General features: G+C 65.7%; 14 protein-coding genes and 2 pseudogenes. 6 read left to right on the top strand and 10 right to left on the bottom strand.

Features of this window, described 5'->3' with window-relative positions:
* Nucleotides 1-461: pseudogene (locus tag ASG25_RS23365) on the bottom strand (NAD(P)/FAD-dependent oxidoreductase); the annotation flags it as partial.
* Nucleotide 462: 1 nt separating this feature from the next.
* Nucleotides 463-716, bottom strand: a pseudogene (locus ASG25_RS23370) (NAD(P)-binding protein); the annotation flags it as partial.
* Between the two features lie 424 nt (nucleotides 717-1,140).
* Between ASG25_RS23370 and ASG25_RS03285 the strand changes: the two are divergent.
* From ASG25_RS03285 to ASG25_RS22560, 4 genes are all read left to right on the top strand, one after another.
* Nucleotides 1,141-2,439, top strand: coding sequence for an Hsp70 family protein (locus ASG25_RS03285; RefSeq protein ID WP_062469195.1), 1,299 nt, complete (start codon nucleotides 1,141-1,143; stop codon nucleotides 2,437-2,439).
* A gap of 77 nt (nucleotides 2,440-2,516) precedes the next feature.
* Nucleotides 2,517-3,467: a uracil-DNA glycosylase gene (locus ASG25_RS03290; protein ID WP_062469198.1), complete on the top strand. Its 951-nt coding sequence runs from the start codon at nucleotides 2,517-2,519 to the stop codon at nucleotides 3,465-3,467.
* A gap of 230 nt (nucleotides 3,468-3,697) precedes the next feature.
* A complete protein-coding gene (locus ASG25_RS23090) occupies nucleotides 3,698-3,874 on the top strand; it encodes a hypothetical protein (RefSeq protein WP_164490742.1) in 177 nt (58 codons plus the stop codon).
* A gap of 119 nt (nucleotides 3,875-3,993) precedes the next feature.
* The gene (locus tag ASG25_RS22560) at nucleotides 3,994-4,134 is read left to right on the top strand and encodes a hypothetical protein (protein ID WP_156379843.1); all 141 of its coding nucleotides are present in this window, start codon (nucleotides 3,994-3,996) and stop codon (nucleotides 4,132-4,134) included.
* A gap of 201 nt (nucleotides 4,135-4,335) precedes the next feature.
* Here ASG25_RS22560 and ASG25_RS03295 read toward each other — a convergent pair whose 3' ends face one another.
* A complete protein-coding gene (locus ASG25_RS03295) occupies nucleotides 4,336-5,274 on the bottom strand; it encodes a DMT family transporter (protein WP_062469203.1) in 939 nt (312 codons plus the stop codon).
* A 384-nt stretch (nucleotides 5,275-5,658) separates the two neighbouring features.
* On the opposite strand from ASG25_RS03295, the gene pepN reads away from it, so the two are divergent.
* On the top strand, nucleotides 5,659-8,307 hold the full coding sequence (gene pepN / locus ASG25_RS03300; protein ID WP_062469206.1) for an aminopeptidase N: 2,649 nt from the start codon (nucleotides 5,659-5,661) through the stop codon (nucleotides 8,305-8,307).
* Between the two features lie 207 nt (nucleotides 8,308-8,514).
* On the top strand, nucleotides 8,515-10,842 hold the full coding sequence (locus ASG25_RS03305) for an ATP-binding protein (protein WP_062469209.1): 2,328 nt from the start codon (nucleotides 8,515-8,517) through the stop codon (nucleotides 10,840-10,842).
* A 98-nt stretch (nucleotides 10,843-10,940) separates the two neighbouring features.
* Here the strand turns inward: ASG25_RS03305 and ASG25_RS03310 are convergent, their stop codons facing one another.
* From ASG25_RS03310 to ccmE, 7 genes are all read right to left on the bottom strand, one after another.
* Entirely contained in the window at nucleotides 10,941-13,898 is a 2,958-nt protein-coding gene (locus ASG25_RS03310) for a bifunctional [glutamine synthetase] adenylyltransferase/[glutamine synthetase]-adenylyl-L-tyrosine phosphorylase (RefSeq protein ID WP_062472029.1), read from the bottom strand.
* A 129-nt stretch (nucleotides 13,899-14,027) separates the two neighbouring features.
* A complete protein-coding gene (locus ASG25_RS03315) occupies nucleotides 14,028-15,440 on the bottom strand; it encodes a HAMP domain-containing sensor histidine kinase (protein ID WP_062469211.1) in 1,413 nt (470 codons plus the stop codon).
* Nucleotides 15,437-16,150 (bottom strand): response regulator transcription factor, encoded by a 714-nt coding sequence (locus tag ASG25_RS03320; protein ID WP_156379841.1) that lies wholly within the window; start codon nucleotides 16,148-16,150, stop codon nucleotides 15,437-15,439. The genes ASG25_RS03315 and ASG25_RS03320 overlap by 4 nt, the downstream gene beginning before the upstream one ends.
* A 189-nt stretch (nucleotides 16,151-16,339) precedes the next feature.
* Nucleotides 16,340-17,917, bottom strand: coding sequence for a Do family serine endopeptidase (locus ASG25_RS03325; RefSeq protein ID WP_062469217.1), 1,578 nt, complete (start codon nucleotides 17,915-17,917; stop codon nucleotides 16,340-16,342).
* Nucleotides 17,918-18,183: 266 nt separating this feature from the next.
* The gene (locus ASG25_RS03330; protein ID WP_062469220.1) at nucleotides 18,184-18,705 is read right to left on the bottom strand and encodes a cytochrome c-type biogenesis protein; all 522 of its coding nucleotides are present in this window, start codon (nucleotides 18,703-18,705) and stop codon (nucleotides 18,184-18,186) included.
* Nucleotides 18,702-20,690, bottom strand: a complete 1,989-nt coding sequence (locus ASG25_RS03335) for a heme lyase CcmF/NrfE family subunit (protein WP_062469224.1) — start codon at nucleotides 20,688-20,690, stop codon at nucleotides 18,702-18,704. The genes ASG25_RS03330 and ASG25_RS03335 overlap by 4 nt, the downstream gene beginning before the upstream one ends.
* Nucleotides 20,687-21,136, bottom strand: a complete 450-nt coding sequence (ccmE, locus tag ASG25_RS03340; protein ID WP_062469227.1) for a cytochrome c maturation protein CcmE — start codon at nucleotides 21,134-21,136, stop codon at nucleotides 20,687-20,689. The genes ASG25_RS03335 and ccmE overlap by 4 nt, the downstream gene beginning before the upstream one ends.
* Between the last annotated feature and the right edge of the window lie 15 nt (nucleotides 21,137-21,151).

A 21,151-nucleotide genomic window follows, 5' to 3' on the forward strand; every position in this document is an offset into this window, starting at 1 on the left:
AGATGCACCACGAAGCCGACGGCCACCGTGTTGTCCTCGAGATGATAGAGAAACGAGCCGCCGCCGGTGCGAAGGCCAAGCGGCCAGCCGAAGGAGTGCTGCACGAGACCCGGCCTGTGGTTCTCCGGCTTCACCTGCCAGAGCTCCTTGATGCCGATCCCGTATTTCTGGGGCTCGCGGTCCTTCTGGAGATCGTATTTCGCGATCAGCTGCTTGGCGAGCGAGCCGCGCACGCCTTCGCCGATCAGCACGTATTTGCCGCGCAGCTCCATGCCGCGGGCAAAGTTGGGGCCGGGCTCGCCGGTCTTCTCGATGCCCATGTCGCCGGTGGCCACGCCGACCACCGCGCCGTTCGCGTCATAAAGCACCTCGGTCGCGGCAAAGCCCGGATAGATCTCGACGCCGAGCGCTTCGGCCTTGCCGGCCAGCCAGCGACAGACATTGCCGAGCGAGACGATGTANACCGGCGTCCTGAAGGGATGATCCGCCTCCGCCCGCCAGCCCGGCAGGAGCGCGTCCATGCCGCAGGGATCGACAACCGCGCCCGACAGGATATGCGCGCCCACCTCCGCGCCCTTTTCCAGCACCACGACCGTCAGATCCGGGTCGAGCTGCTTCAGCCGGATCGCCGCCGCAAGCCCCGCCGGGCCCGCGCCCACCACGACCACGTCGAAATCCATGCTCTCGCGCTCAGGCCATTCGTGTGTTGCGCTCATGATCACCCCGCCTCCCAGCGACTGCTACCGGACCCGTCTTCATCGGTTCGTCATGTCAAATCCGCGCAGGCTTGTCGAGCCGATGTGCGCCATCGACCGTGCCGATCCGGTCATTCGTTCCTGTTTTTCACGCGCGCTGGTTTTTTCTTACGTGCTCGTTTTCTCAGGCGCTTGTTTTCCACGCACTCTTGTTTTTCCCGGCAGCCCATGCGAGGGAGCGCCCTTCCCGAAGCCGCCACCGGCGACAGTCCATTTCGCAGGGCCCTCCTGACCGAGGGTCTCATCGCAAGACCCTCATCGTGAGGCCCGTCCGCCGGGCCGGCCGATGTCGGTACCGCACGGCCCGCAACCCATCGCCATCCCGGCGCCCGACCCCTCGGCGCGATGGCGTCGCGTCGCGGCCATCCGCACCAGGAGACAGACCATGACCCCGTCGCTCGGCTTCGACTTCGGCACCACCAACTCCGTCCTCGCGACCGTCGGCAGCGGCGGCACACAGGCGATCGCATTCGACAGCCCCGCCGGACGCTTCGACACGATGCGCACCGCGCTCTCCTTCATGAAGCACCCGAACCTTGGCGCGCAGGCCCTGCAGATCGAGGCGGGACAGGCCGCCATCCGCACCTTCATCGACAATCCCGGCGACGCGCGCTTCCTCCAGTCGATCAAGACCTTTGCCGCGAGCCCGCTGTTCCAGGGGACGCTGATCTTTGCACGCCGCAACGGGTTCGAGGATCTGATGCGCGCGTTCGTCGAGCGCCTGAAGGATTATGCTGGTGCCGCGTGGCCCGTCGAAGACACCCGCATCGTCGTCGGGCGCCCGGTGCGCTATGCCGGGGCGAACCCGGACGACAACCTGGCGCTGGAACGCTACCAGACGGCGCTCGGCACCTTCGGCTTCTCCGACATCCGCTATGTCTACGAGCCGGTGGCCGCCGCGTTCTACTTCGCGCAGACGCTGAAGCAGGATGCGACGGTGCTGGTTGCCGACTTCGGCGGCGGCACCACCGACTATTCGCTGATCCGCTTCGAGACCCGGGCGGGCGTGCTGTCGGCGACGCCGATCGGCCATTCCGGCGTCGGCGTGGCAGGCGATCATTTCGACTTCCGCATCATCGACAACCTCGTGTCGCCGCTGATCGGCAAGGGCACGCAGTTCCGGTCCTTCGACAAGGTGCTCGACGTGCCCTCCGGCTACTACGCCAATTTCGGGCGCTGGAACCAGCTCTCGATCTTCAAGACGCTCAAGGACTTCGCCGACCTGAAGCAACTCATCCGCGCCTCGCTGGAGCCGGAAAAGCTCGAGGCCTTCGTTGACCTGATCGAACATGACGAGGGCTATCCGCTCTACCAGGCGGTCTCGGCGACCAAGATGCGGCTTTCCTCCGAGGACGAGACCGAATTCCACTTCGCGCCGCTTGGCGAACGCAGCCGCAAGATCGTGCGTCGCGCCGATTTCGAACAGTGGATCGCCCCGGAGCTTAGCCGCATCGAGACGGCGCTGGACGAGGTGCTGGACAAGACGAACACGCCCGCCACAGCGGTGGACAAGGTGTTCCTGACGGGCGGCACGTCCTTCGTTCCTGCCGTGCGGCGGATGTTCGAACGCCGCTTCGACGCCGGGAGAATCGAGAGCGGCGGCGAGCTTCTCTCCATCGCTCACGGCCTTGCCCTCATCGGCGCCCGCGACGACATCGATCTGTGGACGGCGGACGGGAACTGAGCCTTCGCGCGTGACGCGACGGCCTTTGCGCCAATTGCCGCTTTCCTGCGTGGCGGCGCTTCTGTAAACCTTGTCCCATGACCTCCCCCATTGAGACACGGGATTCCGACGGACCGACCCTGGATGCGATGACGCCGCACGAGCTTGCGGCGCTTCTGTCGTTCCATGCGGATTGCGGCGTGGAATGGCTTCTCGAGGACGATCCGATCGACCGGATCGCCGCCTTTGCCGAAAGCCAGGCGACACGCGATCGGGCGGGATCGAGCGTCGGCGGCGAGGCTCTGCGGAATTCGCAGGGCTCGAGGGGGGCCGCGCCCAAAAATGAGGCGACCAGCCGCGCGCCATCCTCCGCTCCGCAGACGCGGCAGACAGGCGGATCATCCGAGGCTGCACCGCGCCCCGTATCGACGCGGGTCGCCATTCCCGACGAGCAGGCGGTCGCCGAGGCGCGGATTGCCGCAGGTTCGGCTCAGACGCTCGCCGATCTCAAGCTGGCGCTCGACGGTTTTACCGGCTGCAACCTGCGCAACAGCGCCCGCAATCTGGTGTTCGCCGAAGGGGATCCGGCGTCCGGACTGATGATCGTCGGTCCGGGCCCCAACGGCGACGACGATCGCGAGGGACGGCCCTTTGCCGGGCGCCAGGGGGATCTCCTCGACAAGATGCTGGCGGCCATCGGCCTCGACCGGTCGGGCGTGCTCATCACCAATGTCATCCCCTGGCGGCCGCCGGGCAACCGCATGCCGTCCGCGCGCGAGCTGGAGATCTGCCGGCCCTTCCTCGACCGCCAGTTCGCGCTCGCCAAGCCGCGCCGGGTTCTCGTCCTCGGTAATTTCGCGGCGCGATTCTTCTTCGGCGGCAGCGATACGATCCACGAAATGCGGGGTGACTGGCGGACCATCACCACCGGCGGCGAGACCTTTCGGGCATTGGCCACGCTGCATCCGCAGGACCTGATGTCGGCGCCGATCTGCAAGCGCCTCGCCTGGCAGGATCTGCAGATGTTCACAGCCCCGGATGCCGACTGAGAGAGCGGGGCTGCCGCCGCGCGCCGCGCTTTTGCCTTTCGTGCGTCCGCCGTGGGTCTGCCGGTCATCCGCGATATTGCCCACATCTGCCATTCCTAAAGAAAATGTGAATGCTAGCCGGAAAAAGCCATGCAAGTTGCGCATGGCAGCAACCCGCCTTCACGGCTTGTGAAACGCATGCTGCAGCGCAATATAGCATCACGGGAGGAACGGAATTTAAGGAACTGACAATGAACACCCGTCCGCGTCCCCTGCATTGCGGCTTTGAAACGCTCCGCCGCAGCGGCTCTGCCCTCCGCACGCCGTTCAACGGCTTCGGTTCGGCCGCCAACGAACAGATGACGGCCGCCGGCTATGCCCGCGCTGTCCGTCCTGCGACGATCTACGCCGAATTCATCCAGCGCTAAGCGGTTCGGCGATGCCGCCGGTCTGAAGGCCGTCTCCGGTCTTCTTGGCCTGATCGCCGGGCCGAACGATGAACGAATGACGATCCGGACGATCTCCGGAAAATACTCAAGGACTTCCCATGGCCATCCGCGCGCTGAACGCTTTCTTTTCCGACATCCGGATCGCCGTGCGTGCGTCTCAGACCTTTTCGGACCTCAGCCGCGATGCACGTGCGTCGTCGGACATGAACCGCGGGGCATTCGGCCTGCTGCCGCGCTGATCTGCCGGACTGTACAGCCCAATCCTTTGCCGCAGGCGACAGCCCGAGCGAGCTACCCGGGTCGCAAACGCTGTCATGTCGTGAGGGATCAGCGCCTCCTTGTCCGGCCGATGGCCGAGCGTGCCCGCGCCACTTGCCTTCGGCATGTGACCGTCCAAACTTTCCCGTCCCTTTTCAGTCTTTTGCTCTCTTCGAAGCGCCTCAGCCCTGCGGCGTCACGAGCTTGCGTGCGGCCTTCCGCTCGAGGCCCAGCCGATGCTCGCGCAGGATGATGAAGATGCCGGCGCTGATGACGATGGCGGTGCCGATCAGCATGGTGACGGTGGGCACGTCGTCGAACAGCCAGTAGCCGATCACCAGGCCGAGCACGATCGACGTGTATTCGAACGGTGCGATGGTCGACATGTCGGCATGACGATAGCTCTGCGTCAGCAGCAGCTGCGCGACGCCGCCGCAGAATCCCGCCGCCATGAGAAAGAGAAAGGCGCGCCAGCTGAGCGGCTCCCATCCGAAGGGCAAGGTCAGCAGCGAGAAGAGCGAGGCGGAAAGCGAGAAATAGAGGACGATCGTATGCGTCCGCTCGTTCATCACCAGCTTGCGCACCAGCACCATTGCCGTTGCGCCGAGCGCGGCCGAAATCAGCACCGCAAGCGCGCCATAGGCCGCGCCGGCATCGCCGCCGCCGCCGGCAAAAAGCGTCAGCCGCGGATAGGTGATGATCATCACGCCGAGCAGGCCGACGATGACGGCCGACCAGCGATAGACGCGCACGACCTCCTTCAGGAACACGGCGGCAAAAAGGACGGCCAGCAGCGGCATGGCATAGCCGATGGCGATCGCCTCCGGCAGGGGCAGATGCGTGAGCCCGTAGAAGCCGCAGCTCATGGCGAGAATGCCGATGAAGCCGCGGACGAGATGGCCGAAGGGATCGCGCGTCTTGAAGGCCGTGCCGAGATCGCCCTTGATGGCGAGATAACCAAGGATCGGCACCATGGCAAACGCCGAGCGGTAGAAGGTGATCTGGCCTGTGGCGATGCCGGCGCCCGCCGACTTGATGAAGGTCGACATCGCCACGAAAACGAGAACGGAAGACACTTTAAGAGCAATACCCAGAAGTGGGTTGGGCTCGTCGCGATCCATAAGATCGGTCCTGCATGCACGAGGAGGGAAAAGCAGCCGGAGGCGGCGCGGAGAATCGCAAGCCTACTGCATAAATCCGGAAACCGGAATCGGCTTGGCCGGAAAGTTGCAGATATCTGCAAGGCCCTTACCCGGATCGATCCGGGAACCCTTTGTCACTCTGCCGCCACCGCCCATGCCGCCATGCCGGCCCGCCAAAGGTGGACCGCGGAGCGCGCATCCGCCCAGAAATAGCGATTCGAAAAGGATGAAGTCCGCCGGAAAATGGCTTATTGCTTAAAATCTTGTTAGGCCGAAGCGCGTAATTGTTCAGGTCTTTGATCGGCACTGGCCCTCGCACCCTTGCGAACGGCGTCTCAGGCTGCCTCGGGAGCAAAACGACACATGCGGACGGACACAGGCCAGATTATCCACCTCGAAGACTATCAACCGACGGATTTTGTGCTTGAACGCGTCGATCTGACGTTCGAACTGGATCCGCTGGAAACAAAGGTCGAAGCCCGTCTGATCTTCCACCGCCGCGAGGGCGTCGCCGCCGATCGGCCGCTGGTGCTGGATGGCGACGAACTGAAGATGACCGGTCTGCTTCTGGATCAGGAGCCGATCGCGGCGGACGACTATACCGAGACCGCGGAGACGCTGACCATTCGCGGCCTGCCCGAGAGCACGCCCTTCGAAATCACCGTGACGACCGAGCTTTCGCCGCTGACCAACACCAAACTGATGGGCCTCTACCGGACGAACGACGTCTATTGCACGCAGTGCGAGGCCGAAGGTTTCCGCCGCATCACCTTCTTCCCCGACAGGCCCGACGTTCTCGCCGTCTACACGGTCAACATCATTGCCGACAAGGCGACCGTGCCGCTGCTGCTGTCGAACGGCAACTTCCTCGGCGGCGCGGGCATGGGCGACGGACGCCACTTCGCCGCCTGGTTCGATCCGCATCCCAAGCCGAGCTATCTCTTCGCACTGGTCGCCGGCGATCTCGGCGTGATCGAGGACAGCTTCACCACGATGTCCGGCCGCGAGGTCGTCCTGAAGATCTATGTCGAGCATGGCAAGGAGCCGCGCGCGGCCTATGCCATGGATGCGCTGAAACGCTCCATGCGCTGGGACGAGGAGGCGTTCGGCCGCGAATACGATCTCGATATCTTCATGATCGTCGCGGTGTCCGATTTCAACATGGGCGCCATGGAGAACAAGGGCCTCAACGTCTTCAACGACAAATACGTGCTGGCCGATCCGGAAACCGCCACCGACCAGGATTATGCCAACATCGAGGCGATCATCGCCCATGAATATTTCCACAACTGGACCGGCAACCGCATCACCTGCCGCGACTGGTTCCAGCTCTGCCTGAAGGAAGGCCTGACGGTCTATCGCGATCACCAGTTCTCTGCCGATCAGCGTTCGCGCGCGGTCAAGCGCATCGCGGAAGTGCGCCACCTCAAGGCCGAGCAGTTTCCGGAAGATGGCGGTCCGCTGGCCCATCCGGTCCGGCCGACGCGCTACCGCGAGATCAACAATTTCTACACGACAACCGTCTACGAGAAGGGGTCCGAGGTTACCGGCATGATCGCGACCCTGCTCGGGCCCGATCTCTTCAAGGCCGGCATGGACCTCTATTTCGAGCGTCATGACGGCGAGGCCGTGACCATCGAGGATTTCGTGCGCGCGTTCGAGGATGCGAGCGGCCGGGACCTTTCCCAGTTCGCGCTCTGGTACCACCAGGCGGGCACGCCGCTCGTCAGCGCCTCGGGCACCTATGATGCCGCCCGGCAGACCTTCACGCTGGCGCTCGAGCAGACCGTGCCGCCCACGCCGGGACAGAGCACCAAGCAGCCGATGCACATCCCGCTGCGCTTTGCGCTGATCTCGGAAGACGGCTCGCTGGCGCAGGCGTCGAGCGTTTCGGGTGCCGAGATCACCGGCGACGTGCTGCATCTCGTCGAGCGCAGCCAGACCGTGACGTTCGAGGGAATCGCCTCGCGTCCCGTCGTCTCGCTCAACCGCGGCTTCTCCGCCCCGATCAACCTGCATTTCGAAAAGTCCGCCGCCGACCGCACCCATATCGCCCGGTTCGAGACGGATCTGTTCGCACGCTGGCAGGCGCTGAACGATATGGCGCTCGATGCGCTGGTCGCCGCGACCGAAAGCGTCCGCACCGGCAAGCCGGTCGACTGCGATCCGTCGCTGGTCGACGCGCTGATGGCGACCGTTTCGGGCGATACTCTCGAGCCCGCCTTCCGGGCCCAGGCCCTGGCGCTGCCGAGCGAGTCGGATATTGCGCGGGAGATCGGCCGGGACAACGATCCGGACGCCATTTTCGCGGCCCGTCGTGCGATCATGACGGCGATCGCGGTTGCGGGCCGGGAGACGCTGGCCCACCTGTTTGACACGCTGGGCGCGTCGGGGCCGTTTTCGCCGGATGCCGGCAGCGCCGGCCGCAGGGCCCTGCGCAACGGCGCACTGTCCTATCTCGTGCTCGCCGAAAACACGCCGGCGAGAGCCGTCGAGGCGTTCGCGGCAGCCGACAACATGACCGATCTCAGCCAGGCGCTGACCATCCTCGTGCACCGCTTCCCCGAGACGCCGGACGCCGACAAGGCGCTCGACAGCTTCCGGACGCGCTTTGCCGACAATGCGCTCGTGCTCGACAAGTGGTTCACCGTGCAGGCGACCATTCCCGGCGCGGCGACGCTGGAGCGCGTGGAGGCCCTGATGGCGCATCCGCTGTTCAACGGGCTCAATCCGAACCGCGTCCGCGCGCTCGTCGGCACCTTCGCCTTTTCCAATCCCACGGGTTTCAACCGGGCGGACGGCAAGGGCTTCCGGTTCCTCGCCCGCCAGATCCTCGAGATCGATCCGCGCAATCCGCAACTCGCCGCGCGCCTCCTCACCGCCATGCGGTCCTGGCGTTCGCTCGAAGCAGGGCGCGCCGAACAGGCCCGCGCGGCGCTCGGCGAGATTGCAGCTGGCGCGAAGCTTTCGCCGGATGTGAGAGACATCGTCGACCGCACGCTCAACGGCTGAGCTCGGGGATCGGCGCACAGGAAATATGTGATTCTGATCAACGACTTACGTCAAAAACCGAATTCGCGGCGCGGCAAGCTGCGAATTCGTACCGGTGAGAAGTGGTTAACCTCTCGTTAGCCTTTTCGCTGGACAAGAAGATTCTGAATTGATTCATTGAGCCAGATTCGGGCGAGCGGCGCGTCGAATCACACGAGGTTCAAAGAATTGACGAAGATGGCGGAAGCGCAGCAGATGCACGCGGCCGGGGAACGGCTGCGTCCAAGATTCCCGGGCTTTGCGAGCCTTGAGCAGGTTTTCCTGCGGCATGTGCGCGGGCTTGCCGCGCCGGCCTCGATCCGGCTGAACAAGGCGGAGCCGCTTCTCAAGCGCTCCATTCCCGTTCTCATCACGGCCTTCCTCATCGTCGTCGCCATTTCCCGCATCAGCGGCATCGTCAACGAATATGCCCGAATGGAAAACAGCGCCCGCCAGAACACGGTGATGGCGGCAACCGCGGCGGAAGCCGTCCTCGCCCCGCAGGCGCACCTGCTCTTCGACCAAGCGCAGCGGGCACCGGTCGAGCAGGCGCTCAACGACCTCCTCACGCCGGACATGCTGGAGCCCGGCGCCTTCGCGCTCGGCGTTCGCAACGACGGCCGGATCTTTGCCGCCTCGTCGGACGGCAAGCCCTTCACGGGACGCGCACTGTCGGCGATCTCGCCCGAAATCGCCGCCTTCCAGTATTTCGGCGAACGCTCGACCGTCATGCATGCCTTCATCGGCGGAGACGAATATGTCGTGGCGCTGATGCAGGTGGCCGACAAGGCGGGCACGCTGATGGTGGCGACGCCGCTTGCCCACATGGACGGGCTCTGGCGCGACGAAGTCTCGCTCAACGTCACGCTGTTTGCCGGCATTTCGGCGATTTTGCTGATCGTCCTCTACGCCTATTACATCCAGGCCAAGCGCGCGCGCGACGCCGACCAGATCTTCGCCGAGTCCAATCTGCGCGTCGAGACCGCGCTGTCGCGCGGTCGGTGCGGCCTGTGGGATTTCGACATGCCCAACCGGCGCCTCTTCTGGTCGCGCTCGATGTACGAGATGCTCGGCATGACGCCGCAGGGCAGCGTCCTCTCGTTCGGCGATGCCGCGCGGCTGATGCATCCCGACGACACCGGCCTCTACAAGGTCGCGCGCTCGATCGCCCGCGGCGACATCCGCCACATCGACCATGTGTTCCGCATGCGCCATGCCGACGGACATTATGTCTGGCTGCGAGCCCGCGCGCAGGTGATCCGCACCAGCGGCGACCGCGTCCACCTCATCGGCATCGCCATGGACGTCACCGAGCAGCATCGCCTCGCCCAGCGCTATGCCGAAGCCGACCAGCGGCTTGCGGACGCCATCGAGTGCACATCCGAAGCGTTCGTGCTCTGGGACAAGAACGATCGCCTGGTCATGTGCAACACGCATTACCAGCAGGCCTATCAGCTTCCCGACAGCGTGCTCGTGCCCGGCACCGAGCGTTCGGCCGTCAACGCCGCCTCCGCCCGCCCGATCATCGAGCGCCGGATCGCCGATCCGGATCGCGCCAATCATTCCTCGACGTCGGAGGTGCAACTGGCCGACCAGCGCTGGCTGCAGATCAACGATCGCCGCACGCGCGACGGCGGCCTCGTGTCCGTCGGCACCGACATCACGCTCCTGAAGCGGCATCAGGTCCGTCTGCGCGAGTCCGAGCGCCGGCTGATGGCGACCATCGGCGACCTTTCGACATCGCGCATGACGCTGGAGCACCAGAAGTCGGAACTCTCCATCGCCAATGCCAACTACCTCGCGGAAAAGCAGCGCGCGGAAGCCGCCAACCGGGCAAAGTCCGAATTCCTCGCGAACATGTCGCACGAGCTGCGCACGCCGCTGAACGCGATTCTCGGCTTTTCCGAGATCCTCAAGAACCGGATGTTCGGGCCGCTGGGGTCCGACAAATACGGCGAATACGCGCTCGACATCCATGACAGCGGCAAGCACCTCCTCAACGTCATCAACGATATCCTCGACATGTCGAAGATCGAGGCCGGGCAGATGCGGATCGACCGCGAGCGCATCGATCTCGCGCCGCTGATCGAGGAAACGCTGCGGCTGACCACCGTTCCGGCCACGCAGAAGAATATCAGCGTCATGCATCAGGTCTCTTCGGGTCTGACCATGGTCGCGGACCGCCGGGCGATGAAGCAGGTGCTGCTCAATCTTCTGTCGAATGCCGTGAAGTTTACCAATGACGGCGGCCGGATCTCGCTGCGCGCCCGCAAGGTGTCCGGGGCGGTCATGCTGACCATTGCCGATACGGGCATCGGCATCCCGCGCTCGGCCATGCGCAAGATCGGCCTCCCGTTCGAACAGGTTCAGAGCCAGTACGCCAAGAGCAAGGGCGGCTCGGGCCTCGGGCTTGCCATCTCCCGCTCGCTGACCACGCTCCACGGCGGCCGCATGAAGATTCACTCGGCCGAAAACGTCGGCACGATCATCTCGGTGCGCATCCCCGATTCGGTCTAATGCAGGTTGGCCGAAAACGGGCAGCGGCTTCGGAAAAGACAGGCATCCAGACAAGACCTTAAAGCGCGTTGCGTGAATCCTTTGTCACGCAACGCGCTTCAGGACCGCGCGGACTCAGACCCCCGGCCGGCGACGAGCGCGAGAAAGATGCGGCGCACGGCCTTTGTCAGCCGCCGCAGTTCGCCCTCGAGAACCTTGATGTCGGGGACATCCCCTGCCCGGCACAGCCGCTCGATCAGGCCGGCGGGCGCCTGGTGCGGGTCGAACGGCCCGTCGATGCAGAGGCGGATGATCTGCGACAGATCCGTCATCAGCGCGAGCGCCTGCCGCAACAGCGTGAGGTCGGCGTCCGGCAGGACGCCCGGACCCAGCTGTTCCAGAACCTCCATCGTCGACAGGCCGCTCGTGGGCAAGGCCTGTCCCTCGGCGGAGGCCAGCAGGAACATGGTCTGGGCGGCAAACTCGATGTCCACGAGGCCGCCCGGAACAAGCTTCAGATCCCAGGCATTTTCCGGCGGTTTTTCCTGTTCGACCAGCGCGCGCATCTCGCGCACATCCTTTCGAACGGTCTCCGCGTCGCTCGGCTCGGCAATCACCGCCTGGATCGCATCGGCCGTCCTCTGCATCATGTCCGCATCGCCCGCAATCGGGCGGGCACGGGTCAGGGCCATGTGCTCCCAGGTCCAGGCATCCTCGCGCTGATACTTGACGAAGGCCGGCAGGCGGGTGGCGACCGGCCCCTTGTTGCCGGACGGCCGCAGCCGCATGTCCACCTCGTACAGCACGCCCTCGGCCGTGGGGGCCGACAGGGCGGCGATCAGCCGCTGCGTCAGGCGGGCGTGATAGCGCGCGGCATCGAGCGGGCGCGGCCCGTCGGAATCCGCCGCATCGCCATCATGGTCGTAGATCAGGATCAGGTCGATGTCGGAGCCCGCCGTCAGCTCGCGACTGCCGGCCTTTCCCATCGCGACGAGCGCAACCCGTCCACGGGCGATCTCGCCATGGGCCGCGGCAATTTCGTGACGCACGGCGCGGAAGGTGGCGGCGACGACGATCTCGGCAAGGTCGGTCAGGGCCCTGCCCGTGGCCGGCCCGTCGATCACACCGGTCAGAAGCCGGATTCCGATCAGGAAGCGTTGCTCGGATGCGAAGATGCGCAGGCGATCCAGCCGGTCCTCGTAGTGACGCGCGGTCGAGAGGAAGTCGTCCAGCCGTCCGGCCAGATCGTCCCGCTCCGGCATCTCGTTCAGCACCCGCCGATCGAGCATGCCGTCGAAGACGTGCGGCTTGGCGGCGATGATATCGGCAAGGCGCGGCGCCGCCGACATGATGGTGACGATGAGGGACAGAAGCGCCGGGTTGTTGCCGAGCAGCGAAAACAGCTGGATGCCGGCCGGAAGCTTGGCGAGAAAGGCATCGAAGCGCAGCAGCGCCTCGTCGGCGCGCCGGCTTTCGCCGAACACCGTCAGAAGCCGCGGTGTCAGCTCCGTCAGCCGCTCGCGCGCCTCGACGGACTGGGTCGCCCGGTAGCGGCCATTGTGCCAGGTGCGCATCACGCGGGCGATGTCCTGCGGCCGCTCGAAACCGAGGCCGCAGATGGTCTCCAGCGTGTCGGGGTCGTCCTTCTGGCCGGTGAAGACGAGATTGCCGAGCTCCGAGGACAGCTCGGCCTCACGCTCGAACAGCTGGACATAGCGGCGCTCGACGGTGCGCATCGCCGCGGACAGGCTGTCGCCGAAGGTCCGGGTGTCGGCGAAGCCGGACATCAGCGCAATGCGTTTCAGCTCGGCCTCCGCGGTCGGCAGCGTGTGGCTCTGCTCGTCGCGAACCATCTGGATGCGATGCTCGACATCGCGCAGGAACCAGTAGGCCTGTGTCAGCTCGTCGCGCGTACGCGCGTCGATCCAGCCGGCCTCCGCCAGCGCCGCCAGCATCGCCTCCGTTTCGCGTCCCCGCAGGGCGGCGGAACGTCCACCGGCGATCAGCTGCTGCGTCTGCACGAAGAATTCGATCTCGCGGATGCCGCCCCGGCCGAGCTTGACGTTGTGCCCCTTGACCGCGATCTCGCCATGCCCCTTGTGCGCATGGATCTGTCGCTTGATCGAGTGGATGTCCGCAATCGCCGCGTAGTCGAGATACTTTCGGAAGACGAACGGCCGGAGCGCCTTCAGGAACCGCTCGCCCGCCTCCAGGTCGCCGGCGACGGGTTGGGCCTTGATATAGGCCGCCCGCTCCCAGTTCTGCCCGCGCCCTTCATAGTAGATCAGGGCGGCCTCGACGGGAATGGCAAGCGGCGTCGCGCCCGGGTCGGGCCGCAGGCGCAGGTCGGTGCGGAACACGTAACCGTCGCCCGTGCGCTCCTGCAGGATCCGCACCAGCCGGCGCAGCAACCGCGCGAAGATGTCCGAGGCATCGAGGAGATCGGCAAAACCGAGCGCGTCCGGTTCGTAGAACACCACGAGATCGATGTCGGAGGAATAGTTGAGCTCGCCGGCACCGAGCTTGCCCATGCCGAGGACGATCACGCCGGAGCCTTTGCTCGGATGGTCCTCGTCGCCAAGCCGGATCTTGCCGCTGCGATGCGCGCCCACGAGCAGGTGGTCGATGGTGGCGGACGTGGCGGCAGCGGCGAACCGGCTCAACAGCTGCGCGCTGCTGCGCGCGTCCGTCAGCCGCGCGAGGTCATGGAGCGCGAGCGCGAAGGCGGTCGTTCGCTTGGCTCTCCGCAACCGCTCCATCAGCACGGTGTCGCTGAGATCGGCGCCGCGCCAGCTCTCGCGCGCCTCGGCGATCGCGCTGTCGACAAGCGGACCCAGCGGCTGGTCGATCGCCCGCCAGAGCAGGGCCGGATGGGCCACCGCGATATCGCGCAGGTAGGGCGACAGGGAAAAGGCGGCGACAAGGAAATCGCGCAGCGCCGGGGCCGCGTCCAGAAGCGGCTGAAGCTGCGGCTCGGCCTTTGCCATCGCCTTGAGGTCGGCCGCAACGCTGCGCGCCTCCGTCTGGCTGATCGGCTTCAGCACGCTTGTCTGAAGCGCTGCCAGCCGTGCCGGCATCTCCTGCCCCGTCGTCGAACCGTCCGATGTCATGAAACCTCCCGATCACGACGTTTTCCGCCATGTCTTACAGCATCTCTGCGCCGATCGTGCATCGGTTTCGTGCAAAAGGCTGGACAGACGAGAACGTCAGGTCGGGCTCTGCGGGAAGATCATGTCGACCGTCAGGCCCTTGGCGCCGGCGGCCTCCGGCATCGTGCTGCGCAAGGCCAGGCTGCCGTGGTGCAATTCCATCACGGCCTCTACCAGGGACAGGCCAAGGCCCGTTCCCGGCTTCGACCGGCTCTGGTCAAGCCGCACGAACCGCTGAACCACCACGTCGCGCTTGTCGTCGGGAACGCCGGGCCCGAAATCCGCGACCGAGACGACGACGCCGCCACCATCGCGCCGCGAAAGCCGCACGAGGATGCGGGCGTCCTTGGCGCCTTCGGAATATTTGACGGCATTGTCGATGAGGTTTCCGAGCGCCTGCCCGATCAGCTCGCGGTTTCCGGTGACGGAAATGCCGGGCGTGATCTCGGCTTCGAGCGCCAGCGCATGCTCGTCCGCCAGGGGCTCATAGAGCTCGACGCAATCGGCCACGCTCTGCGACAGATCGACATCGCTCATCTCGGCCGCGGACGATCCCGCCTCCACGCGGGAGATCATGAGGAGCGCGTTGAACGTGCGGATCAGCTGGTCGGATTCGTTGATGATCTCGTCCAGCGAGCCGCGATAGCCGTCGATGGAGGTATTGTGGGAAAGGGCGGCTTCCGCCTTGTTGCGCAGGCGGGTCAGCGGGGTCTTCAGGTCGTGGGCGATGTTGTCGGACACCTGCCGCAGACCCTCGTTCAGCTTCTCGATGCGGCCGAGCATGGCGTTCAGCGATTCCGACAGGCGATCGAACTCGTCGCCGGAACCGCTCATCGGCAAACGCTGGGACAGATCGCCCGCCATGATGCGCGTGCTGGCATCCGACATGCGGTCGATCCGCTTCAAGGCGTTGCGCCCGATGGCAAACCAGATGATGAGGGCGCCGACCCCCATGACCCCCAGCGCCACCATTAGCGCCTGGCGCACGAGAACGCGGAATTTCTCCGGCTCCTGCAGGTCGCGGCCGACGAGCACGCGCAGGCCGTTGTCCAGGAAGAGCACCTGGGCGAGCGCCACGTGGCGGTCCTTGCGCGTCTCGTCCGTATAGCGCTGATAGGCGAAGGCCTCGTCGGTCCAGCCTTCCTTGTCCAGCAAGCCCGGCTGCAGCGAGGCGACGTTGCCGGCGAGAATCTCCCCTGTCGGACCGGCGATCACGTAGAGGGCAGCACCGGGCTGGCGCGCCCGCCGTTCCAGCGTGCGCAGAAGTCCGTTCACACCGGCACGCCCGTAGATCGCCTCGATCTGCGAGACTTCGGCGCTGACGGCATCCTTGGTCTGCTGGTCGAGCAGACGCTGCGACATGCCGGTGACGTAGAAGACGAGGAAGGCCGCACAGAGGGAGAACAGCACGAGATAGAGCGCCGACAGCCGCACGGCGGTCGTGCGCATCAGGATGCCGACGCGGCTCATGCCTCGGCGCGCCCTTCGGCCTTGGGCTCGTCCTTGATCATGTAGCCGGCGCCGCGAACAGTCCGCAGCAGCGGCTGGTCGAAGTCCTTCTCGATCTTGGCGCGCAGCCGCGACACATGCACGTCGATGACATTAGTCTGAGGATCGAAATGATAGTCCCAGACATTCTCCAGCAGCATGGTGCGCGTCACCACCTGGCCGGCATTCTTCATGAGATACTCGAGCAGCCGGAACTCGCGGGGCTGCAGCAGAAGCTCCCGGCCCTGGCGCTTGACCGTGTGGGACAGCCGGTCGAGCTCGAGATCGCCGACTCGGTAGATCATATCCTGTTCCGGCGCACCCTTGCGGCGGCCCAGCACCTCGATGCGGGCAAGAAGCTCGTTGAAGGCATAGGGTTTCGGCAGATAGTCGTCGCCGCCGGCGCGCAGGCCCGTCACGCGGTCGTCCACCTGGCCGAGCGCGGAGAGAATGAGGACCGGCGTGTGGATGCCGCGGGCGCGCAGCTCGGTGATGACGGAAATGCCGTCCCGCCGCGGCAGCATGCGGTCGATGACCAGGACGTCGTAGCTGTTCTCGCTCGCCATGAACAAGCCGCTCTCGCCATCGCTTGCATGGTCGCTGACGATGCCGGCCTCGCGGAAGGCCTTGGAGAGATAGGCGGCAGCTTCGAGGTCGTCCTCGACGATCAATATCTTCATATGGCTGACCATAATGCCGGTCCCGTCACTTTCACAATGTTTCCTTGAAAACATCCGGTTTTCCCTGGAAACATCCGGGGTTCCTTGAAACCGTCAGGGTCTCCTCGAAACCATCAGGCTTCGGATGTGGGCTCCTCCAAACGGCAACGCCGCGAAACCTCGTCGATTTCGCGGCGCTGCCTTGCATGTTCGAACGCCGGATCAGCCCTGGTCGATCGGCAGCGCGATGAAGCGGCTGGCATTGTCGGCCTGGATCTGGAACAGCGCCTTAGTGCGACCGTCCTTCTTCGCCTGGCTGATCACCTTCAGGATGTCGTCCGCGGACTTGACTTCCTGATTGTTGACCGAGACGATCTTCTCGCCTTCCTTCAAGCCGCGATCGCTCGCGTCGCTGTCCGGATCGACCTGCGAGATCGTCACGCCTTGGCCGTCCTCGGACGGCGCAACCGTTACGCCCAGGTCCGCCAGGGCCTTCTCGCTTGCCGGCTGCGAAGGCTCTTCCGGCTGAGCCGGGTCGGCGGCTGCTTCCTGCTTGTCGTCCGGCAGGGTGCCGATGACCAGCTTGACGCTCTGCGACTTGCCGTCACGCCACAGCGAGACATCCACCGAGCTGCCCGGCTTCATCGCGCCGATCTTGCGGGCGAGTTCGCGCGGTCCCTTGATCGGGTCGCCGTCAACAGCCGTCACGACATCGCCCTTCTTGATGCCGGCCTTTTCGCCCGGCGATCCCGGCTGCGGCTCGACCACCAGCGCGCCGCTAGCTTCCGCAAGGCCGAGGCTGTCGGCGATGTCCTTGTTGACGGGCTGGATCTGGACGCCGAGCCAGCCGCGCGACACGCTCCCGTCCTTCATCAGATCCTCGACCACGTCCTTGGCCACGGAGGCGGGAATGGCGAAGGCGATGCCGACATTGCCGCCGGAGGGCGAGAAGATCGCCGTGTTGATGCCGACCACCTGGCCTTCGAGGTTGAAGGTCGGGCCGCCGGAATTGCCGCGGTTCACCGCCGCATCCACCTGGAGGTAATCGTCATAGGGGCCGGAGCCGATGTCGCGACCGCGGGCCGAGACGATGCCGGAGGTCACCGTGCCGCCGAGACCGAACGGATTGCCGACGGCCACGACCCAGTCGCCGACGCGGACCTTGCTGTCGTCCGCAAAGCTGACATAGGTGAACTTGCGCTTGTCATCGACCTTGAGCACCGCGAGATCGGTGCGGCTGTCCTTACCGACGAGCTTGGCATCCAGTTCGGTGCCGTCGTTCAGCACGACCGTGAAGGCCGAGCCGTCGCTGACCACGTGGTTGTTGGTGACGAGGTAGCCGTCTTCGGTGATGAAGAAGCCGGAGCCCTGCGAGGTCGGACGCAGGCGGCCTTCGCCCTTGCCATGCGGACCGCGCTCGGCGCGCGGACCGTTCGGACCATGCTGCGGGCCGCCGTTCTGCCCGCCAAACTCGCGGAAGAGGCGCTTCAGCGGATGGTCGTCCGGCAGGTCTTCAAACCCGCGACCGTTGAAGTCGAACGAGAAACCGTTGGAGGCATCTTCCGACACCGGGTTCGCGCGGCTCTGGACGCGAACGGAGACGACGGCCGGGGAAACGGCGTCGACCACGTTGGCAAAGCTGGGAACCTGCTGCGGCGCCGTGATGCGGACGGGCTCTGCAAAGGAATTGGTGATGGCGGCCGGGATGCCCGTCGAGAGCATGACAGCCGCGAGACCGGCGACGCTGGACGTCTTCAGGACGGTCTTGAGGGTGGGGCGGAAAGAACGTGTCGTTGTCATCCTGGTATGCCTTTTCTTCTCTGCTCGGGCTGTGACTGGAGGAAACAGCTGATGACAGTAGAGATAGGCCCGCCCACCTTACGAGGGAATGTCTGGGGCATGAACATTTGGTAATGTTGCCATCGTCGTCGTCCCTCATTGCTGCCTGCGATCGAGGGATGGTCGTCTCACAGTCCCGCGGGTCTCGGCGCATGCGCGAGCGACTGCCGTGACCCCGCATGGGTCGCGTTCCGAAGCACTATCTGCTTGCCGAGGATGGGATCCCGCTACTTCAGGAGCTGGTCCAGCCGCCCCTCTTCTTCCGCCGACAACGGTTCGGCGGCGAGCGGGCGCTGACGGCGGCTGCGGGCGGCGAGCAGCGTGGCCGCCCCACCGGCAACGAGCAGCATGACAGGCGTGCCCCAGAGGATCAGCGTCTTGCCCTCGAAGCGCGGCTTCAGGAGAACGAACTCGCCATAGCGCGAAACGACATAGTCGATGACGGCCGTGTCGGTCTCGCCGCGGGCCAGCCGTTCGCGCACGATCAGGCGCAGATCCTTGGCAAGTTCGGCATTGCTGTCGTCGATCGACTGGTTCTGGCAGACCATGCAGCGCAGCTGCGCCGACAGCGCCCGTGCCCGCGCCTCGAGCGCCGGATCGGCCAGAACCTCGTCCGGATTGACCGCCATCGCCGGCGGGGCGAGCCCCGCAAACCCAGCCGTCAGGAGCGCGAGCAGACAGGCGACATGCAGCCTCCGCGCCGCCCTTGCGCCCCTCAGCGCCGTCGGGATCTGCGGCCGGCTCGTCATTCCGCGGCCTCGGCCAGGGGTCTGACAGGCTTGCGCACCCGCGACGGCGCACCGATGCGCAGGCGCCGGTCGCTCAGGGACACCACGCCGCCGAGCATCATCAGCACGGCCCCGCCCCAGATGCAGAGGATGAAAGGCTTCCACCAGATTCGCACGACGACGCCGCCGTTTGCCTGGTCGTCGCCGAGAGACACATAGAGCTGGCTTGCGCCGAAGGTCAGGATGCCCGCCTCCGTCGTGGGCATGCGCCGCGCGGTATAGAGGCGACGCGCCGACCAGACATCGTCCACGACGACGCCCGCCCGGCTGACGGTGAAATGCCCGCGCTCCTCGCTGTAGTTCGGCCCCTGCCCGGCCTTCAGACCGTCGAAACGCAGCGCATATCCGCCGGCCTCGGTCGTCTGTCCGGGCGTCATTGCCAGGATATGTTCGCTCTGGAACGCCGTTACGGCGACGATGCCGATGACGGTCACGCCGACGCCGGCATGGGCGAGCGCGGTGCCGAAGCTTGCCCGCGGAAGCCCGGAGAGCCGCCGCCAGGCGATCGCCGGCGAGACCTTGCCGAGGCCCGAGCGCAGCACGAGATCGGTTGCCGCGCCGCCGATCATATAGGCGCCGAGCGCGATCCCGAGCAGCGCCAGAACCGGACCGCCACCCTGCGCATAGGCGACGCCCGCGCCGACCACGAGCCCGAAGGCGACGGCGGCAAACAGCCGCTGGCCGGCGGCGAGCAGGTCGCCCCGCTTCCAGGCGAGCAAGGGCCCGAAGGGAACGGCAAACAGCAGCGGCAGCATCAGGAGACCGAAGGTCATGTTGAAGAAGGGCGGCCCGACGGAGATCTTGCTCCCGGTCAGGGCCTCGAGCGCCAGCGGATAGAGCGTGCCGGTGAGGACGGTGGCGGCCGCGGTGGTCAGGATGAGGTTGTTGAAGACCAGTGCCCCCTCGCGCGAGATCGGCGCGAACAGGCCGCCGGCCTTCAGCCGCGCCGCCCGCAGGGCAAACAGCGCCAGCGAGCCGCCGATGAAGAGGATGAGGATGACGAGAATGAAGATGCCGCGCCGGGGATCGGTCGCAAAGGCGTGCACCGAGGTGAGAACGCCCGAACGCACGAGAAAGGTGCCGAGCAACGACAGCGAGAAGGTCATCAGCGCGAGCAGCACGGTCCAGATCTTCAGCGCCTCGCGCTTTTCCATGACCAGGGCCGAGTGCAGGAGCGCCGTGCCGGCCAGCCAGGGCATGAAGGAGGCGTTCTCGACCGGATCCCAGAACCACCAGCCGCCCCAGCCGAGTTCGTAATAGGCCCAGTAGGAGCCCATGGCGATGCCCGCCGTGAGGAAGCTCCAGGCGGCAAGCGTCCAGGGTCGCACCCAGCGCGCCCAGGCGGCGTCCAGACGCCCCTCGATCAAGGCCGCCACGGCAAAGGAAAAGCAGACGGAAAAGCCGACATAGCCGAGGTAGAGGAGCGGCGGATGGATGGCGAGGCCGATATCCTGAAGCACCGGGTTCAGGTCCTGCCCCTCGCCCGGCGCCGGCACCAGGCGCGCGAAAGGGTTGGACGTGAGCAGCACGAACAGCGCGAAGGCGGTCGCGATCACCGCCTGGATCGACAGGACATGCGCCTTGAGCGTGGCCGGCAGGTTGCCGCCGAAGAAGGCGACGAGCGCCGAAAAGAAGGTGAGGATCAGCATCCAGAGCAGCATGGAGCCCTCGTGATTGCCCCAGACGCCGGAAAACTTGTAGATCAGCGGAATGGCCGAATGCGAATTGGCCCAGACGTTCTCGACGGAAAAATCGGACGTCACATGCGCATGCGTCAATGCGGCAAAGGACAGGGCCACGAGAAGGAAGGTCGCATACGCGGCGGCGGTGCCGCTCGCCATCAGCGCCGTGTCGCGCCGGAAGGCCCCGGCCGACGGCAGCGCCGCCTGCAGCAGGCTGGTCGCCAGCGCCAGCACCAACGCATAATGCCCGAGTTCCGCGATCATCGGATCGCCTCCTGCCCGCCGAGCGAGACGCCCTGTGCCTTCAGCCGGTCGGCGACGTCCTTCGGCATATAGGTTTCATCATGCTTGGCCAGCACCGTGTCGGCCACGAACACGCCTTCCTCGTTCATCGCGCCTTCCGCCACCACGCCCTGGCCCTCGCGGAACAGGTCCGGCAGCATGCCCGTGTAGGTGACCGGCACCTTGGCCAGCGTGTCGGTGACGGTAAAGGTCACCGTCGTGCCGGCGCTCCGCTCGACGGAGCCGGACGCGACAAGACCGCCGAGGCGGATGCGCGTTCCCGGCGCGACATGCGCCTTTTCGAGATCGGCCGGCACGTAGAAATAGGCGACCGCCTGGCTGAAGGCAAAGAGCACGAGCAGCACGGCCATGGTCACGAAGCTGACGCCGCCGGCGATCAGGGCAAGGCGTTTCTGCTTGCGCGACATCCTTTTTGCCGAAGA

Origin of the sequence: Rhizobium sp. Leaf384 (assembly GCF_001424065.1) — a bacterium.
Classification (GTDB): domain Bacteria; phylum Pseudomonadota; class Alphaproteobacteria; order Rhizobiales; family Rhizobiaceae; genus Ferranicluibacter.

Coding starts and splice junctions, on each gene's coding strand:
- ASG25_RS03285 (WP_062469195.1), top strand. CDS start 1,141: ATGACCCCGTCGCTCGGCTTCGACTTCGGCACCACCAACTCCGTCCTC.
- ASG25_RS03290 (WP_062469198.1), top strand. CDS start 2,517: ATGACCTCCCCCATTGAGACACGGGATTCCGACGGACCGACCCTGGAT.
- ASG25_RS23090 (WP_164490742.1), top strand. CDS start 3,698: ATGAACACCCGTCCGCGTCCCCTGCATTGCGGCTTTGAAACGCTCCGC.
- ASG25_RS22560 (WP_156379843.1), top strand. CDS start 3,994: ATGGCCATCCGCGCGCTGAACGCTTTCTTTTCCGACATCCGGATCGCC.
- ASG25_RS03295 (WP_062469203.1), bottom strand. CDS start 5,274: ATGGATCGCGACGAGCCCAACCCACTTCTGGGTATTGCTCTTAAAGTG.
- pepN (WP_062469206.1), top strand. CDS start 5,659: ATGCGGACGGACACAGGCCAGATTATCCACCTCGAAGACTATCAACCG.
- ASG25_RS03310 (WP_062472029.1), bottom strand. CDS start 13,898: ATGCCGGCACGGCTGGCAGCGCTTCAGACAAGCGTGCTGAAGCCGATC.
- ASG25_RS03315 (WP_062469211.1), bottom strand. CDS start 15,440: ATGAGCCGCGTCGGCATCCTGATGCGCACGACCGCCGTGCGGCTGTCG.
- ASG25_RS03320 (WP_156379841.1), bottom strand. CDS start 16,150: ATGGTCAGCCATATGAAGATATTGATCGTCGAGGACGACCTCGAAGCT.
- ASG25_RS03325 (WP_062469217.1), bottom strand. CDS start 17,917: ATGACAACGACACGTTCTTTCCGCCCCACCCTCAAGACCGTCCTGAAG.
- ASG25_RS03330 (WP_062469220.1), bottom strand. CDS start 18,705: ATGACGAGCCGGCCGCAGATCCCGACGGCGCTGAGGGGCGCAAGGGCG.
- ASG25_RS03335 (WP_062469224.1), bottom strand. CDS start 20,690: ATGATCGCGGAACTCGGGCATTATGCGTTGGTGCTGGCGCTGGCGACC.
- ccmE (WP_062469227.1), bottom strand. CDS start 21,136: ATGTCGCGCAAGCAGAAACGCCTTGCCCTGATCGCCGGCGGCGTCAGC.